Annotated in this window: 11 protein-coding genes; 2 read left to right on the top strand and 9 right to left on the bottom strand. The window is 66.2% G+C overall.

The genetic code is table 11. The features are described 5' to 3' along the window. Positions 1–61 precede the first annotated feature (61 nt). The 7 genes from AC2JAJ_RS14225 to AC2JAJ_RS14195 form a co-directional block, all read right to left on the bottom strand. Positions 62–4,348, bottom strand: a complete 4,287-nt coding sequence (locus tag AC2JAJ_RS14225) for an AAA family ATPase (RefSeq protein WP_501053170.1) — start codon at positions 4,346–4,348, stop codon at positions 62–64. Positions 4,349–4,478: 130 nt separating this feature from the next. Further along, on the bottom strand, positions 4,479–6,068 hold the full coding sequence (guaA, locus tag AC2JAJ_RS14220) for a glutamine-hydrolyzing GMP synthase (RefSeq protein WP_221386547.1): 1,590 nt from the start codon (positions 6,066–6,068) through the stop codon (positions 4,479–4,481). A gap of 93 nt (positions 6,069–6,161) precedes the next feature. Next, complete coding sequence (locus AC2JAJ_RS14215) at positions 6,162–6,659, bottom strand: DUF3817 domain-containing protein (protein WP_486415405.1); 498 nt, start codon at positions 6,657–6,659, stop codon at positions 6,162–6,164. Next, on the bottom strand, positions 6,656–7,498 hold the full coding sequence (locus AC2JAJ_RS14210) for an SURF1 family protein (RefSeq protein WP_486415406.1): 843 nt from the start codon (positions 7,496–7,498) through the stop codon (positions 6,656–6,658). Before AC2JAJ_RS14210 ends, AC2JAJ_RS14215 begins: the two co-directional genes overlap by 4 nt. Positions 7,499–7,581: 83 nt before the next feature. Further along, positions 7,582–8,070 (bottom strand): PTS sugar transporter subunit IIA, encoded by a 489-nt coding sequence (locus AC2JAJ_RS14205; protein WP_486415407.1) that lies wholly within the window; start codon positions 8,068–8,070, stop codon positions 7,582–7,584. 37 nt (positions 8,071–8,107) lie between these two features. Beyond that, complete coding sequence (locus tag AC2JAJ_RS14200) at positions 8,108–9,847, bottom strand: glycerol-3-phosphate dehydrogenase/oxidase (RefSeq protein WP_221386543.1); 1,740 nt, start codon at positions 9,845–9,847, stop codon at positions 8,108–8,110. Positions 9,848–9,947: 100 nt separating this feature from the next. Then, positions 9,948–11,084, bottom strand: coding sequence for a GuaB3 family IMP dehydrogenase-related protein (locus AC2JAJ_RS14195; protein ID WP_221386542.1), 1,137 nt, complete (start codon positions 11,082–11,084; stop codon positions 9,948–9,950). Between the two features lie 49 nt (positions 11,085–11,133). Here AC2JAJ_RS14195 and AC2JAJ_RS14190 point away from each other — a divergent pair, with 49 nt between their 5' ends. Next, positions 11,134–11,739: a hypothetical protein gene (locus AC2JAJ_RS14190; RefSeq protein WP_486415408.1), complete on the top strand. Its 606-nt coding sequence runs from the start codon at positions 11,134–11,136 to the stop codon at positions 11,737–11,739. Here the strand turns inward: AC2JAJ_RS14190 and AC2JAJ_RS14185 are convergent. Together AC2JAJ_RS14185 and AC2JAJ_RS14180 are read right to left on the bottom strand one after the other, a co-directional pair. Continuing rightward, on the bottom strand, positions 11,736–13,595 hold the full coding sequence (locus AC2JAJ_RS14185; RefSeq protein WP_486415409.1) for an ABC transporter ATP-binding protein: 1,860 nt from the start codon (positions 13,593–13,595) through the stop codon (positions 11,736–11,738). The genes AC2JAJ_RS14190 and AC2JAJ_RS14185 overlap by 4 nt on opposite strands. Before the next feature lie 18 nt (positions 13,596–13,613). Then, complete coding sequence (locus AC2JAJ_RS14180) at positions 13,614–15,074, bottom strand: HNH endonuclease signature motif containing protein (protein WP_486415410.1); 1,461 nt, start codon at positions 15,072–15,074, stop codon at positions 13,614–13,616. Positions 15,075–15,416: 342 nt separating this feature from the next. Here AC2JAJ_RS14180 and AC2JAJ_RS14175 point away from each other — a divergent pair, with 342 nt between their 5' ends. After that, positions 15,417–18,110, top strand: coding sequence for a GH32 C-terminal domain-containing protein (locus AC2JAJ_RS14175; protein WP_501053169.1), 2,694 nt, complete (start codon positions 15,417–15,419; stop codon positions 18,108–18,110). Positions 18,111–18,117 lie beyond the last annotated feature (7 nt).

Genomic DNA, 18,117 nt, shown 5'->3' with positions numbered 1-18,117 from the left:
GTTGTCCCGGCCGGACCACCGTAAGCTGCCGGCGCCGCCGCCGGAGGTACCGGCCAGCCGGTCAGCCCCAGTGCGGCGGCTTCTGCTCCTTCAGCCAGGCATCGTGGTCATCGTCCCGGTCACCCCAGCTGCGGGCGTCGTCTTCTGCGGCCTTGGTGGGCAGGATGCCGCCAGGCACCCGGACAGGGCCTTGGGCCGCGGCGCCGGCCGCGTCGGCAGCCTCCGCGGTTGCGCCGTCCTGGGACTTATCTTCCTGCTTCATGTCTTCCTGCGACGTCTCTTCCTCTGCCATGGCACCGGCCTCCCTGCTGTCCTGTCGGGTCCGGACGTGCTCTCCCGCGCCTCCCGCGTCAGTGCCACGGTCTTCGCGGGACAGGCCCCGGTCCGCGCCCTCTCGGCCTGCATTGTCCCGGGCCGCACTGTCATGGGCTGGCTTGCCGCGACTTGCACCGTCCTGGCCGGCACCGTCCTGGCCCGCACCGTGCCTGGGCAGGTACACGGAACCCGCGGAGGGCGTATCCATACCATTGAGCGCCTGGTCGACGTCGTCGTCAAGGAAGCCGCCCGATGTCGTTGTCCGGCCCGGGAGCACCACTTTCTCCAGGCCGAGGTACCCGGCGATCCGGTCGGCGCAGGCCGATGGATCGGTGAACACCTCGATGGTCCACAGCGGCATGTACCGCCAGCCAAGCCGTTCCAGCAACTGCGGACGGAGCCTGCTCCGTTCCCGCACGCTCATGGTGCGGTACTGCTCGGTGCCGTCAGACTCGATCGCCACCGGCCAGGGAAGGTCGGCGTCGTCCTGGCCCATGGTGCTCAGGGGGTCTGCCGCGGCAACAACGTCAATGGCGCCGTCGTACTGGTGCCACACCCTGGCGCCGCGGGCCCGCAGCCGGTCCCCCAGGTCTGCCACCAGCGGATCGGCCCCAAGCGCCTGCTCACTCGCAGCCGCACGGGAGGCCGGCGTGCCGAGGTCCGTGTTGCCGGAAATTTCCCGGTTCAGCAGTGCATAGAGGTCCACGGCCCCATGTGCCAGGCGGGTGTGGTCCAGGTCCTCCGGCCGGAAGCACGTCAGCACATGCATGGACCGCCTGGCCCGCGTCATGGCCAGTGCAAACTTCTCCCTGCCACCTTCCGCGGAAAGCGGTCCGAAGCTGTGCAACGCCCGGCCGTGGGGAGTCCGGCCGAAGCCGGGCGAGAAGATCACGTGGTCGCGGACCAGGCCCTGCGCCCGCTCCAGGTCCACCACGCGGAAGGATTCCGGGCCTGCTCCGAAGAAGCCTGCCAGGCCGGGATGGTTGGAAAGCTGGAGCCGGATGGATTCACCAATCCTGGCAGCGTGCCGGAGGCTGGCGGTGACGACGGCCAAGGAGGTCCGGGGGCGCATGCGGGCGTGTTCGAAGACCAGCTCCACCACCCGGTTCACTTCGGCGACCACCGATTCCACACCCTCATGGTCTGCACTGGGAAGTCCGGTGCCGTCGGGGAGGTATTCCACCAGGAGGGACCGGTCCAGCCCCGTGGCGGACTGGCCTTCGGGCAGCCGGCGGAGGCCGCCGTCGTAGAAGTCCCTGCTCAGTTGCAGGACCAGGTCCTCGTCAACAGCGCGGTACACCACGTTCAGCCGCCATACGGGCAGGACTGCCGAGAGAGCGTTGAAGGCGCTCTCCACCCGCTGGTGGGCAGACTCGCCCGGCGCCAGGCGTTCGACGCCGACGGTGAAGGTCCGGGGACTGGCGATCCGGGCGTCCCCGAACGCGATGACCTGCCGTCCACGGGCAATGGACGGCAGGACCGCCTGCAGCGATGTGGCCTCGGCATCGAGGATCACGACGGCGTCGAAGTGCTGTTCGGCCGGGAGCAGCCCGGTCATGAGGTAGGGGCTGACAGACCATACCGGGACCAGGGTACCGATGAGGTCCGGCGCCTGGGCGGTCAATGCGGGCAGCGATACCCGGCCGTCCTTCAGCAGGCTGCGCAGGAGGTCGGCCTGGCGGGGCTGCGCCGCGATCGCGGTCCGCCACCGCTCCGCCAGGTCCCAGCGCAGGCGTGCCGCTCCGCTGGCAATGTGGGCGTTGTCCGCGAGCCGGTACTCAGCCTCAAGCTGGCGGAGGGCGTCGCCGTCGGACATGGCCAGGTAGTCGTCGCCACTGATCATGGCCTCAAGCGCGGACTGCCACCAGGCCAGCTCGAGTTCGGCGGCCACCGATCCTTCCGGCACTTCCCGCTCGGCGAGGTCGGCCAGGAGCTCGCCCAGGCCGTGCTCGCGCATGTTCTCCACCAGGAGGGTGCGTTCGGGCAGTGTCTTGAGTGTGTCGGTATCGGCCACCAGGCGTTCCAGGCGTTCCATCAGCTGCCCGTACGGGGCAGTGGCCAGGGAGCCGCCGGCTTCCGTGTGCCGCAGGGCCTCCCCCAGCTGGCTGAGCTCGCGGTCCAGGTCGCGGTACATCGCGTTCATCTCGGCAAGGCCGGACGGAACGGCGGGGTGCCGCTGCGTGGTGGCGTAGCCGGCCCAAAGCGCCCGCTGCTCCTGGACCAGGAGCAGCGAGGTGTGCAGGTCTGCGATGTGGACGCCGGGGCGGACGTATTCCTTGGCCACCCGGCGCAGCCGCGAGCGTTGCATGGAGGTCATCTCGATGCCCCGTTCGCGCCGCCAGGCAGAGGACGCCGTGGCGGAGATCAGGTCAGTCACCGGCCGGTCGAAGATGTCCGGTGTGAATTTGTCCAGGCTGCCGCGCACGGCGACGAGCAGTTCCAACTGCTCGCCCCACTCGGCGAACGATTCGCCGAGCCGGATTTCCGCATGCTCCGCCACAGCATTCATGCGCTCACGCAGGATTGGAAGACTCTTGGCAACGGAACGGACGAGGTCCTGGGCTTCCTCGGTTTCCTTGCGGGTCAGCAGCCTGGCCCCGTGCCACGGGCTGGTGGTGGCAGCCTTGCTGAAGCTGCCCAGCTCTGCGGCCCGCCGCAGCCTGGCCGCCAGTTCCTCGCGGTCCCGGATGCTGTCCAGGACGCTCCGCTTGAGCCTGACCATGGTGGCCGGGGCAGGGTGGATGGACGTGAGCTCCGCCAGCGACTGCATGGCCTGGTACGGTGAGCACCCCCACCGCTCCCTGACGTTGTGCAGCGACGCCACGTGGTCCATGAGCGCGTGCCGGTGCTCCGTCAGTGTGCTGTGCAGGTTTCCCAGCTGCGGTTCCAGGGACTTTTCGTTGCGGACAATGGCCCGGACCAGCTGGCCCTTCAGCTGCTGCGCGGTGACGTTCCCGGACAACTGGAACAGGATGGACTCGAGCCCCAATGATTCAAGCTGGCCGGAGACCTCGTTCAGGCTGGCCCGGCGGTCGCCCACCACCAGAACGGTCTTGCCGGCATCCACCAGGGCGCCGATCGTGTTGATGGCGGTCTGGGTCTGTCCGGTGCCGGGCGGCGTGCTGACCACGAGTGAGTCACCTGCGCGGGCGGCGTCGATGACGTACTGCTGGTCCCTGTCCGCGTCCAGCAGCAGCAGTTCGTCCTTGGGGTGCCGGCTGTCCAGCGGAGGAAAGCGGGAGGGGTCGGGTTCCTCGACATCCACCACCTCACCTCCGGCGGCGGTTGCCAGCGCGGAGATCAGGGGGTTGGAATCGTTGATCCAGGGGTCGTCGAGGTTTCCGGAGAGGTCCGCGAAAGTGGACACCAGCAGGTTGTGCTGGGTCTCGGCGCCGTGGATGGGCCGGATCAGTGTTGCCAGCCGGTCCAGGACAGGCTGGGGGTCGAACCGGGCGGTGCTGTAGGCCAGGCGGGTGACCGCGTTGACGTCGAAAACGATCCCGTGGACGTTCTTCAGATGCCGCACCAGCGCAGGGTTGATGTGCGCCTGCTCGGTCAGCTGGAGTTCGAAGTCGTCCTCCCCGGGGCGGACAGTCAGGGAGATGGCGGTGAGCATGACCGGCGCGGACACCCGCTGCGGCTTGCCCCCGACGGCGGAGGTCCACACCACGGTGCCGGCCGAAAGGTACCCTGCGTCGATTCCACGGTCGTTGGCGAGTTCGAAGATCTTGGACCGGATGTTCCGCGAAGCACGCGCGGCCACCACGTACTGCCGGCCGTCCCTGATCAGGGTGGACAAGCGGGTGCGGCGCCCGGCCATGAGCTGGGCCAGGCCTGACGGATGCGCCGACGTGAGGTCGATCGAACCTTCCGGCGTCTTGGTGAAGCGCAGCATCGTGTCCGCGCCGGTGACGGGTTTGAGTCCCGACAGCCATTTGCGAAGCTCTTCCGAGCCTTCCGGGTGGCCTTGACCAACTGACACTTCTGCCTTCTTTTCTGCGCTTGCACGTGACGCCCTGGACCATACCGGCATAGTTTCGAGAGTAGCCGCTTCGGTGCCGGTCTTGAGAGACCGCAACACTGGGGCAAGGGAAATTGGTGAGGATTTCACCGGGGAAAAGCAGTGGCCGGCCCCCGCTGGCGGAGGCCGGCCACTCAGAATGCTATTCCCACTCGATGGTTCCCGGCGGCTTGCTGGTCACGTCCAGCACCACCCGGTTAACGCCGTCCACCTCGTTCGTGATCCGGTTGGAGATCCGGGCCAGGAGGTCATACGGCAGGCGCGACCAGTCCGCGGTCATGGCGTCTTCGGAGGAGACGGGGCGGAGGACGATGGGGTGGCCGTACGTGCGCCCGTCGCCCATGACACCTACGCTGCGGACATCGGCCAGCAGCACGACTGGCATCTGCCAGACCTCGTTGTCCAGGCCCGCGGCAGTGAGCTCGGCGCGCGCGATGGCGTCTGCCTTGCGCAGGAGGTCCAGCCGCTCCTTGGTGACTTCACCGACGATCCGGATGCCCAGGCCCGGACCCGGGAACGGCTGGCGGCCGACGATTTCCTGCGGCAGGCCCAGCTGGGCACCCACCGCACGGACTTCGTCCTTGAACAGGGCACGCAGCGGTTCCACAAGCTCGAACTGGAGGTCTTCGGGGAGTCCGCCCACGTTGTGGTGGCTCTTGATGTTCGCCGCGCCCTCGCCGCCGCCGGATTCGACGACGTCGGGGTACAGCGTGCCCTGGACCAGGAACTTGATCTTCTCACCGTGGGCAGCGGCCTCGGCGATGATGGCAAGCTCGGCTTCCTCGAAGGCACGGATGAACTCACGGCCAATGATCTTGCGCTTGGTCTCGGGGTCGCTGACTCCGGCCAGGGCCGAGAGGAAGCGTTCCTGCTCGTTGGCGACGTACAGCTTGACGCCGGTGGCGGCCACGAAGTCGCGCTCCACCTGCTCGGCCTCGCCTTCGCGCAGCAGGCCATGGTCAACGAACACACACGTGAGCTGGTCGCCGACCGCGCGCTGGACAAGGGCGGCGGCGACGGCGGAATCCACGCCGCCGGAGAGGCCGCAGATCACCCGGGCATCCCCAATCTGCTGGCGGATGCGCTCCACCTGCTCTTCGAGGATGTTGCCAGTGGTCCAGTTGGGCTCGATCTTGGCGCAGTTGAACAGGAAGTTCTCCAGCACCTGCTGGCCGTAGGCCGAGTGCTTGACTTCCGGGTGCCACTGCACGCCGAAGAGGCCCTTTTCCTCGTTGGCGAAGGCAGCCACTTCCGCGCCCGCGGTCGTTGCCAGGACTTCGAAGCCTTCCGGCGCGCGGTGGACGGAGTCGCCGTGGCTCATCCAGGTCTTCTGGTGCTGGGGCATGCCCTCAAGGACGGAGCGGCCCTCGCCCAGGATGGTGGTTTCGGTGGATCCGTACTCCCGCAGCCCGGTCTTGTCCACCTTCCCGCCCAGGGCGTTGGCCATGGCCTGGAAGCCGTAGCAGATACCAAAGACGGGGACGCCTGCTTCGAAAAGGTCGGCACCTACGCTAGGGGCGCCGTCGGCATAGACGCTGGAAGGTCCGCCGGACAGGATGATGGCGGCGGGATTCTTGGCCAGGAGTTGCTCGGTGCTGTAGGTATGCGGAACCACTTCCGAATACACATTCGCTTCCCTGACGCGGCGGGCAATCAGCTGCGCGTACTGGGCACCGTAGTCAACTACCAGCACCGGCTTCTGGGAAGTCTGGGATGCAGTGGGAGTAGTCACCGTAATAGCCTACTTGGCGCCATTGCACCGGCGCACCTTGGGAGGCCGGGCTGTGACGGAGCAAACGTCCGGAAGAACCGGCGCAGCTGGGCGTCAGTACCGCTGCGGTGCCTGCGGATGGGCGGCCAGTTCCACTTCGACCTCGGCGTGGAACTTCTTCTCCACGATGAAGGACAGGAACGGCACCACGCCGCCCAGGGCCAGGAGGACCAGCTTCAGGAACGGCCAGCGCATCAGCGACCACAGCCGGAAGTTGGAGATCAGGTACACCACGTACATCCACCCGTGGACGATCAGGACCGTGACGGAAACGTTGACGCCGTTGATTACCCCCGGAGGTTCGGCGTCCGCGAAGCCGAAACCGAACGGCTGCCCGGTGATGGCATTGGTGCCGCCGGCGAACAGGTACTGCCCGAAGCCGTAGCGGGCAATGAGTTCGGCGCACAGCAAAAGCAGCATGGTGCCGGTGAGGTAGGCCATGACCTTGTAGAACTTCAGGGCCGAGCGGATCTGGGCCTCCGTGCCGCCGAAACGGCGCTTCTTGCCGGCGGTGGCCTGCGTGGACGGGTTGGCCGGTTTCGGATCAATCATGGCTGTACCTTCTGCTGGGGCGTTTCATGCTGTTCGGGTGTGGCGGAAGCTTCGGCTTCATCGAGGGCTTCTTCGAGGTCCCTGTGGTAGTCGTCCTTGACCAGCCGCCACCAGATGAAGAGGGCGAAGCCGGCGAAAACCACCCATTCGATGGAGTAGAAGAGGTTCAGCCAGTTGACGTGCTGTGCCGGCGGCTGTGGGCCGATGTCCAGCGGAAGCAGCTTTCCGGGCACGGCTGATGCACTGACGTCGGCGCCGTCCACTACTTCGGCTGTGGCTGAGACAAAGCCGGGGTAGCTGCTGACCTCCCAGTAGTTGATCAGTTCAGCGACGGATACCGCGGAGGCCTCGCCCGGCTGTGGCGCCTTGCCTGCCACGGGCGCTTCGGAAGGCAGCAGCCGGCCCGTCAGTTCCACGGTGCCCGACGGCGGGGCTGCCGCGTCACCGGGTGCGGCTACCCACCCGCGTGCCACCGGTATCCAGGTCTGGGGTGACGCTGCGGCTCCGGTCAGGGCGGGTGCACCATTGACGGCAAAGGCGGAGACCACCCAGTAGCCGCTCTTACCATCGTGGAGGCGGCCCGGGACAAGGACCTGCTTGTCGGGGCTGTAGGTTCCCTGGGCCGTAACCATCTGGTCGGCGACGCTGCCGTGGAAGAACTCCCCCGGCTGCAAGGTGGCGGTGAGCGGCTGGACCTGCTCCGTGGTCGGATTCACCGGCACCTCGGGCCGCGTGGAGCGCCCAAACTGCCACTGGCTCAGCAGCACAAAGACCCCGGAGAGGGCGATCGCAAAGATGAAGCCTGCGATCCATCGGGGCTTAAGGGCTGTTTTCCACACGTCTTAACCGTACTTCGTACTTCTGTAGAACAACTAAACGCTGGGAGGTCCTGCCCGGCAGGCGGAACCTTGGGGAAGCGTGCCTAGTGGTCGAAGAAAACCAGGCTTGAGTTGATGAGCTCGGCGATCACTTCGGCATCGTAGGCGCGGCGCAGCGACTCGCGGAAGGATTCCTTGGACAGTGACCGTGCCAGGGTGGCCAGCACCTCGAGGTGGTCCGAGAACGAGCTCGCGGGGGTGGCGATCAGCAGGATCACCGTGGCGGGACCGTCGGCCGCTCCGAAGTCCAGGGCGTGGCCGTACTTGGCGATTCCAACAGCGATTGAGGTTTGGGAGACGAACTCGCTGCGCGCATGCGGCAGTCCGATCCCACCCGGGAGCCCCGTGGCCAGCTGGTGCTCCCGGGCATTGACGTTCTTCAGGAACCCGTCAAGGTCCGATATGCGCCCCGCCGCGTACAGCCGCTCCGCCAATTGAGTGGTGGCGTCGGTCTTGTCCTTCGCCTCCATTTCGAGGATCACCATCTCAGCGGTGGTCAGGTGGGCGTCATACGGGTCCAGTGGTTCCACCAAGGCGTATCCCTTCAGTCGGCAGTGGGGCGGGCGCCCCTTAGCGCAAGGGCACGATGTCTTCCGCGCCCAGGCGGGCGGCGTCTGCGGATTCGTCGTCCGGCTGTTGCTGGCTGAGGCGTTCGGCCTCCACGCGGGCAAGGTAGTGCCGGACTTCGTTTTCGCGCTGCGCGTCACTCCAGCCAAGGACGTCACCCATCAGTTTAGCGACTACGGGAGCAGCAGACACGCCACGGTCCCAAGCCTCAATGGAGATCCGGGTCCGGCGGGTCAGGACGTCCTGTACGTGGCGGGCACCTTCGTGCGTGGCGGCGTACACGGCCTCCGCCTGGAGGTAATCGTCCGCTCCCGGGATCGGCTCGGCCAGCTCCGGGTTCTCCTCGATGATGGCGAGGACCTCAGGAGTCATGGAGCCGTACCGGTTGAGCAGGTGCTCGATCCGCGCCACATGGACCCCGGATTCCTCCGCTGTGCGGTTCCGGCGGTTCCAGGCTGCCCGGAAACCGCTGGCCCCAAGCAGCGGGATGGTTTCGGTGCAGCTCGGCGGGACACGCTCATCCATGGTGCGGGTGGCCTCGTCAACGGCGTCCTTGGCCATCACGCGGTACGTGGTCCACTTCCCGCCGGCAACTACCACCAGGCCGGGCACGGGGTGCGCCACCACGTGTTCGCGGGACAGTTTGGCGGTGGAGTCGTTTTCACCGGCGAGCAGGGGCCGCAGCCCGGCATAGACCCCTTCCACGTCCTCCCTGGTGAGCGGACGCTTCAGGACGCGGTTGACATGTTCGAGGATGTAGTCGATGTCCTTGCTGGACGCAGCCGGATGCGCCTTGTCCAGGTGCCAGTCCGTGTCCGTGGTGCCGATGATCCAGTGCCTGCCCCACGGGATGACGAACAGGACCGACTTTTCGGTGCGCAGGATCAGTCCCACCGTGGACTGGAAACGGTCCCGAGGCACCACCAAGTGGATGCCTTTGGACGCCCGGACCTTCAACTGGCCGCGGTCCGTGACCATGGCCTGCGTTTCGTCGGTCCACACGCCGGTGGCGTTGATGACCTGCTTGGCGCGGATCCTGAACTCCGTCCCGTCCTCGCGGTTGACCACCTTGGCGCCCACCACGCGCTCCCCCTCGCGAAGGAAATCCACCACGGCCATCTGGTTCACGGCATGGGCCCCGTAGTAGGCCGCGGTACGGACCAGGTTGGCCACGTACTTGGCGTCGTCCACCTGCCCGTCGTAGTACCGGATGGATCCTACGAAGGCGTCATTCTTCAGGCTGGGCGCGGCCCGGAGGGTCCCCCGTTTGCTGAGGTGCTTGTGGAACGGCACGCCGCGGCTGTGGCCGCTGGAGACGGACATCGCGTCATACAGCGCGATGCCGGCACCCACGTAGGGACGCTCGATGAAGGGCTTGGTCAGGGGGTAGAGGAAGGGCACGGGACGGGCCAGGTGCGGGGCGATCTCGGAGAGCAGCAGACCGCGTTCCTGCAGGGCCTCCTTGACCAGGGCGAAGTCCAGCATTTCCAGGTAGCGCAGGCCGCCGTGGATGAGTTTGGAGGACCGGGAGGATGTACCGGCGGCCCAGTCGCTGGCTTCGACGATGCCGACGCTGAGCCCGCGGGTCACGGCGTCGAGTGCTGCCCCGGCGCCAACGATGCCGCCGCCCACAATCAGGATGTCCAGCTCCTGGCCGGGTTCGGTGGTTGCGCGCAGCCGCTCAATGGCTGCTTCCCTGGCTTCAGGGCCCAGGACCCCGCCGTTTGCAGGAACACTCTTCATTGAACGCCTCCAGTGCCTCTAGTGCCGGTCGTAAACACACACTACTTGCTTGCGGCGCGCTTTGGGCAGGCCGGGAGGTACGCCTCCCGGCCTGCCCGCGTCAGTTGCCTTCGTACGGGGATACGACGACGTCGACCCGCTGGAATTCCTTCAGGTCCGAATAGCCGGTGGTTGCCATGGAGCGGCGCAGCGCGCCAATGAGGTTGGACGTGCCGTTGGTGTGGTGGCCGGGTCCGAAGAGGACCTCCTCCAGCGGGCCCACGGTGCCGACGTTGGCCCGGTCCCCGCGCGGCAGCTCCAGGTGGTGCGCCTCCTGGCCCCAGTGCCAGCCCTTGCCCGGCGCTTCCTCTGCCCGGGCCAGGGCACTGCCCAGCATGACGGCGTCGGCGCCCATCGCAATCGCCTTGACGATGTCACCCGAGGTGCCCATGCCGCCGTCGGCAATGACGTGGACGTAGCGGCCACCGGATTCGTCCATGTAGTCCCGGCGGGCGGCTGCGACGTCGGAAATCGCTGACGCCATGGGCGAGTGGATGCCCAGGGCGCGGCGCGTGGTGGTGGTGGCACCGCCGCCGAAGCCCACCAGGACGCCGGCCGCGCCGGTGCGCATCAGGTGCAGCGCGGGGGTGTAGCCCGCCGCTCCGCCCACGATGACGGGGACGTCGAGTTCGTAGATGAACTGCTTGAGGTTCAGCGGTTCATGGTTCTTGGACACATGCTCGGCGGACACGGTGGTGCCGCGGATGACGAAGATGTCGACTCCGGCGGCCAGGACGGTCTTGTAGTGCTCCTGGGTGCGCTGCGGGGTGAGGGATCCGGCCACGGTGACGCCGGCCTCGCGGATTTCAGCCAGGCGGGAGGTAATGAGGTCGGGCTGGATGGGCGCCTGGTACAGCTCCTGCATCCGGCCGGTGACTGCGGGGCTGTTGATTTCGTCCTGCAGGGCGGCGATCTCGTCCAGGACAGACTGCGGGTCCTCGTACCGGGTCCACAGGCCTTCCAGGTCCAGCACCCCCAGGCCGCCCAGGCGGCCGAGCGCGATGGCGGTCTGCGGGGACATGGCCGAATCCATCGGGGCGGCAATGACAGGCATGCTGAACTGGTAGGCGTCGATCTGCCAGGAGACGGAGACGTCCTTGGGGTCGCGGGTGCGACGGTTGGGGACGATTGCTATGTCATCCAGGGAGTAGGCACGACGCCCACGCTTGCCACGGCCGATCTCGATCTCGTAAGTCACTGCTCTAGGTTATCCCAGCAGCTGCAGTGCCTTTCGCTACAGTGGCTTGATGGGCAACCGCTGGATCTTCGACGGCCACATCGTAGGCATCGGCACGTCGTCGGGCCTGCGGGCGGTGGTGGGGATATGGCGGAACTCCGCCTTTGGGCCCTTCGCCGACGTCATGGTGCAGCAGCCCTCGGGACACCGGCAGCTGCTGGCACCCACGGAAGAAGTGGCCGCCTTTATCTCCGGCACCTACAGCTTTGACGAGGTGACGGTGGTTGAGCTTTCCGCCGCGCTTGCGGACCACGCGCTGGTGGTCGACGCCGGCCCACTGGTGATCCGGGCCGTGACCGGAGCCAGGACCTTGCTTGGGTCCGCACTGCGGGTCGTGCCGCGCGGGCTCGCAGTCCATCCGCGTTGGCTTTCTGCCGTCAGTCCGCTGGCTGCGGTGGCGGCCCCGGGGGCCCGCACCTACGGAACGGCCGGAAGCGGCAGGGTGGAGTACTACGGGGTGAGCGACCTGCACCGCGTCACCTCCGCCGTCGTCACCTGGGAAGGTGAGGACGCGGGAGCGCTGGCGCCCATCCGGCCGGCCGTGACATTCGGCTTCAGCAGCGTGCCGCCCCGGCCCAGCGTGGCGCGGGTGCGCACGACGGTGGTGGAAGCCTAGGTTCCTGACGGTTCCTCGACCGTCAGCTGGGACTCGAACATTCGGAAGTATCTGCCGCGCAGGGCCACCAGTTCCTTGTGCGTGCCCTGCTCGACAATCCTGCCGTCCTCCAGCATGTAGACGATGTCCGCTTTTTCGATCGTCGCGAGCCGGTGGCTGATGGCGATGATGGTGCTGCTGCGGTCGGCGAAGAGCCTGGTGAAGATCCGGTGTTCGGCCAGGGCGTCGATGGCGGACGTGGGCTCGTCCATCACCATGAACGAGGCATCGCGGTAGAAGTTCCTGGCCATGGCGAGCCGCTGCCATTGTCCGCCGGACAGGCCGCTCCCCTTCCGCCCGCGCGGATCCTCCATCCAGTTGCTGACGTGGTTGTCCAGGCCGTTGGGGAGCTTGTTGATGAAGTCCAGCGCCTCCGCGTCGGCGGCTGCCCGCCGGATCCGCGCATCGTCCCGGGGTGCCGCCACATCACCGAAGTAGATGTTTTCCGCCGCCGTGGCGAACTCGTATTTGAGGAACTCCTGGCTGAGGACCGCCAGGTGCCGGTGCCAGGAGGTGACGTCGACGGCAGCGAGGTCCACGCCGTCGAGCAGCACCTGCCCGGAGTCGGGTCGGTAGAGTCCGGCAAGGATACGGATGAGGGTGGATTTTCCTGCGCCGTTCTCGCCCACGATGGCGATGTGCTGGCCCTTCCGGATGGTCATGCTGATGCCCCGGATCACTTCGATGTCACTGCCGGTGTAAGTGAACCGGATGTCCTTCAGCTCAATTTCCCGGGGCGCTTCCAGCAGCGGCGGGGCATGTTCCGAGTGCACGGGCATGGCCATGAACAGCTCATAGTCCTTCAGGTTCGCCAGGTCCTCGTCGATCGAACTGAGGGATGACACCAGATTGTTGGCGGTGGACAGGGCGCGGCTGACAATCTGCTGGACATAGAGGAACTGTCCCACGGGCTGGGCACGGGCGATGATTTGCCCCACCACCCAGATCAGCGAGACCACCTCGGCACCGTACTGGAGCGCGTCTGCGGCCAGCTGCTTGGGAATGTACCGCCGCTGGTAGTCGAGGCGGCGCCGCTCGTCGGCGTCCCGCAGGCGAGCCCTCAGGTCCATGAGGAAGCTGACGATGCCGTACAGCCTCATCTCGGCAATGTGCTGCGGCCGGAGCAGGTTGGTTTCGATCATCCGGCGCTGCCGGCGGGAATCCACCTGGGTGTTCCAGTGCGCGATCTGCTCCCGGGACAGCTTGAACTGCAGGTACACGCTGGGCACGATGGCAACCAGGACGATCACTGCGATCCACCAGCTCACCAGCAGCAGGGCGCCAATGGCCAGGATGACCGACACAAGCTGGGTAAAGATGGCAGCGATCCGGTCCAGGACGCGGGCATACGAGTCCGAGAATCTCTTGGCGCGGTCGTAGAGGTCCACGGTCTCTTTGTCGTCGTAGCGCCAGAATTCAAGGGCGAGGAAGCGTTCGTACATCTGGTCACCCACGATGGCCCCCACCTTGAAGCTCATCAGCTGCTGGATGTAGCGGTCCACGCTGTTGAAGGCGCCCCAGAACAGGCCGAGCGCGGCGGTGACGATGACGTACACGATGGCCAGGCGCCCCGCACCGGTGTCGCCGGAATAGGCCGCAGCCAATGCCGTTGTGGTGAGGGACGCGAAAAACGTGGTGACCAACGGCAGAACGGCCGATATCAACGAGCCGAGCACCTTCATCACCACGGCGCCCGGAGATGCGCGGAAACTGACACGGAGGACCTGCGCCACGGCCCGGGCGTAGGGCTTCAGGGCCAGCCGCCGCTGCGGATCGCGCTTGGGGGTCATTTCCGCCGGATGGCGTGCTGGGGGCATGGAATCAGCCTAGCGCCGTCAGCACACGGCGAGGTGCTGGAGGAGTGCTTCTTCCAGGAGGCTTCGTTTCCCTGGCAGTATCCCCGGGGGCCAGTGGGTTGGTTCGGGGTCGGGTTGTTCGGGGTTGTAGTGGCGGCCGGTGGGTGAGGTCCAGCCGGGTGGTTCGTTCCTGGTGGCGGGGGTGGGGGTCCAGCCAGTGTTGTGTTTCAGGCGGTGGTGTTTCGGGCAGAGTTGTCCCAGGTTGGAGGCGCCGGTTTCTCCGCCGTGTTGCCAGGCGGTGAGGTGGTCGGTGTCGTTGTCCAGTGATGGGTTGGTGCAGCCGGGGAAGGTGCATTTGCGGTCGCGCATCCTGATCCAGCGTTTGATTGTCTCGGGGAGCCGGTAGCTCTTCCGCCCGATTTCCAGCGGTGCGCCGTCGCGGGGGTCGACGAGGACACGGTAGAAGGAGTCCGCCCCGTCCGCGACCAGCCGCCGTGCCATGGAGGCGGGAATCGGTCCGTGGCCGTCGAGTTCGGCGGGTTCATCGGTGAGGCCGAGGAGGGATAACACCGGAACCATAACCAGCACATCCGCCCTCGGGACGGGGACCTGGCCGGGGTCTGTGTTGTCCGAGTGGAGCGAGCTTCCGGCGCCGAGGAGCAGGCTGGCGGCGATGTCGGGGCGGAGTTGGGTGATGGTGCGTGGTTCGTCGGGTCCTTGGAGGCCGCGGGCGGTGGCGGTGGTGCGGTTCCAGATCGCGGAGGCGGTGTCGCCGGGGAGGTAGAGCGTCACCCGGGCCATGCCGTCCCGGTCGGGCCGGTATTCCATCCGCCGGTCGGCGGCTCCTTTGGTGTGGCGGGTCTCGATCGATTCGGGGTGGTGCCGTTCGCGCCAGGCGCGGGCCTTGGCCCGGAACCGTGACGGCACAAGTTCGCCGGGGGCGGCTCCGCGGGCAGGGTTCGGGGCGTCGGGGTCGAAGAAGTGCGCCACCAACGAGGCCGCACCGGCAGGGCTGAGGCCTTCGGTTTCATCCACGACGACCTTCGCGTGCTGCCACGACACCGCCCCGGCGGCCAGCGCGTCCATGACCGGCGGCAGCGAGCAGACCTGCTGCGCCTGGTGGACGAACGCACCCGCGGCCGCGGAGCTGATGGCCAGGACCCCGGCGATCTCCTCCACCGCGGACATCTCAGCGTAGGTGCGCTCCGGCACGGACGCCTCCGGCGGCGTCATCGCCTGCTGGATCGCGATGGAATCGGTCGCGTCCTGCGCTTTAGCGGCGGCAATCATTGCCTCCAGCTTCGAGTACCCGGCCAGCCGCTCCAGCCGAATCCCGTACTGCCGCTGCAACACATCCACCCGAGCACCGTGATCACCAGCGTCCGTACCAGCAGCGTCCCCGGAAGCGAGGAAAGCGTCCTCCGTGAACAGCGCATCAAGGGCAGCAACAGAGGCACGAACACCCGCCATCCCCGCCCCTGAACCGCCGCTGATTCCCATACGAACATCATCCAACGAGGCACCGACATTCAAAGCTGAAGCCCGTCTGCGGAGCCAGGGTGCCCCGCGGCGGGACGCCCCGACCGGCCGCACGCCGGCGTCGTATGTCCCTGCCGTCCCCCGGATGGACAGTTACCCGATGTGCATGACCGCTCAAGAGTGAACACTATATTGACGATCTTGACAACGGTGTCGAATTTGCAAAACAAGAAACTTGTGTCGCTCAGCAGGCTGCTGGAGCGGCGCCTTCATTGACTTGTCTTCCGGACTTAACCTACGCTCGGCGACGTATGACATCGTTGTCAATTTTCGAAACGCGCAACGAAGGGCGGTTTCAGCAATATGCACAGGAAAGAAAGTATAAGCATCCGGGTCTTTTCGGCGCTCACCCTGGCAGGGTCGATGCTGGCGGGAACATTGGCCGGCGGCGGGCCGGCGATAGCAGATAAGTCCGACGGGAATCCTCCGACCGTCACCACCACAGGAAGCGCCCTGGGCCAGGAGCCCTACCGGCCCGCGTACCATTTTTCGCCGGCAAAGAACTGGATGAACGATCCCAACGGGATGGTCTACTACAAGGGGGTCTACCATCTCTTCTTCCAGCACAACCCCTCAGGGAATACCTGGGGCAACATGTCCTGGGGACATGCCACCTCCACTGACCTGGTGCATTGGCAGGAGCAGCCCCTGGCCATCCCCACTGATGACCAGGAAGACGTTTTCTCGGGCAGCGTCGTGGTGGACACGAACAATTCATCCGGTTTCGGGACTGCGGGGAAACCACCGCTGGTCGCCATCTACACCAGCGCATACAAGGACGCTTCGCCGCACCGGGGGCTGCAGGCCCAGTCGCTGGCCTACAGCCTGGATGACGGGCAAACATGGACCAAGTACGGTGCCAATCCTGTCCTCAACAGAAACTCAGCCAACTTCCGCGATCCAAAGGTATTTTGGTACAGCACGTCCGACGGCGGCGGTTATTGGGTGATGACGGCCGTGGAGGCTCTGGACCACAAGGTACTGCTCTACAAGTCCACCAACCTCAAAGACTGGACGGCACTGAGCGAATTCGGGCCGGCCAACGCCACGGGCGGACTCTGGGAATGCCCCGACCTCTTCCCGCTGGCCGTTGACGGTGACCCGAGCAATGTCCAATGGGTCATGGTGGTCAACATCAACCCCGGCGGCGTCGCGGGCGGCTCCGCAGGCCAGTACTTCGTGGGCGACTTCGACGGCACCACCTTCACCTCGGACACCACGAAACCCAGCGATGCCCTGCCCGCCGGCACACCCATCGCGGGCTTCAACGACGGCACGTACAACGGCTGGACCGTGAGCAATGAACCCGGCAACTGGAAGAACGGGCCCTTCGGAGATGCTCCGGCCTCGGGAACCCTGCCAGGCCAGAACATCGTGGGCGGATTCGTCGGCACCGGCCTGGTCAACTCTTTCAACGACGGCGACTGGCCTCTCGGATCCATGTCCTCGCCCGATTTCACCGTGGACAGCGACTACATCAACTTCCTGGTCGGCGGAGGCCAGCATCCGCGGGTCTCCAACAAGCTCGACAACTCGCCGCCGCCAGGAGACCTGTTGTTCAACGGCTTCGAGGTCCCGGACGGCAGTAGCCTGGCAGAGGCCGGCTGGACCGGGACAGGCGACCTCGCGCCGTCATATCAGCCCGCCACGGCCGGAGGCGACTACTTCATCGGCGCCAAACGAATCAACACCTTTGAAACCGGCGCCGCCCCGGGGGACGACCGGCAAGGTACGCTGACCTCGCCCGAATTCACACTGACGAGGAACTTCATCAACCTGCTGGTGGGCGGCGGACACCGCAGTCCGGAGACAGGGCAGGTACTGGAGGCCCAACTGCTGGTGGACGGGAACGTCGTGCGCACCCTCTCAGGAGACGACGCCGGACAGCTCAACTGGAAAGGTTGGGACGTATCTGAGTTCACGGGCAGGCAGGCCAGGCTCCGAATAGTAGATCAAGCGACGGGTGGCTGGGGGCACCTCACGCTCGACCACGTCATGCTGACTGACCAGGCCGCCGTGCCCCGCTCCGACGAAACTACGGTGAACCTCGTGGTGGACGGCCAAGTGGTGCGGACCGCTACTGGCGCTAACAGCGAGGTTCTGGACTGGGCATCGTGGAACGTGGCTGAGTTCAGGGGCCGCTCCGCGCGCATCAATGTTGTTGACAACAACCGCTTCGGCTGGGGGCATATCCTCGCCGACGAATTCATGGCTTCCGCACAGCCTGCCTCGCCTCGCATAAATTCCTATGACTGGCTGGATTATGGCCGCGACTACTACGCCTCCGTTTCATTCGGCAATATGCCGGACGACAAGCGTGTAATGCTCGGCTGGATGAACAACTGGGACTACGCCAACAGCATCCCCACTTCCCCGTGGCGCAGCGCCATGTCTTTGCCCCGCGAGGTTGGCCTGACGCAGACGCCGGCCGGCCCGCGGCTCACGCAGCAGGCTGTGAAGCAGGTGGACGGACTTGCCCTCGCACCCAGCTACCAGAGCAGCAAAGACGAGGCCATCGCGCCGGGCACGCACATCCTGCCGTCCTCCGCGTCAGGAGACGTGCAGCGGATCGATGTCACCTTCGCTCCAGGGACAGCAGCCAAGTCCGGGATCACAGTGCTCGGGAACAGTTCATCGTCTACTGCCATCGGCTATGACGCCGCCACGAAAGAGCTCTACATCGACCGCGGAAACTCAGGCAATGTGGGCTTCCACCCGTTGTTCACGTCCCTCGATTCGGCACCGGCCAGTGTTGACGCCCAGGGAAACGTGACCCTCCGTGTCTATGTGGACAGGTCCTCCGTGGAAGTCTTCGCCCAGGGCGGATTGAGGACAATCACCGATCAGGTCTTCCCGGCAGAGGGAGCCAACCAGGTGGCCCTGTTCGCCGACGGCGGGACGGCGTACCTGAAATCGATCACCGTCACGCCGCTGAGGCAAGCCATGTTCCTCGACTCCCTGCACGCACTGAAGGCTGGAGGGAAGGCCCGGGGCTAAGCGCTGA

The sequence above is a fragment of the Arthrobacter sp. MOO21 genome (assembly GCF_057369995.2).
This window is presented reverse-complemented; position numbering and strand designations above follow the sequence as displayed.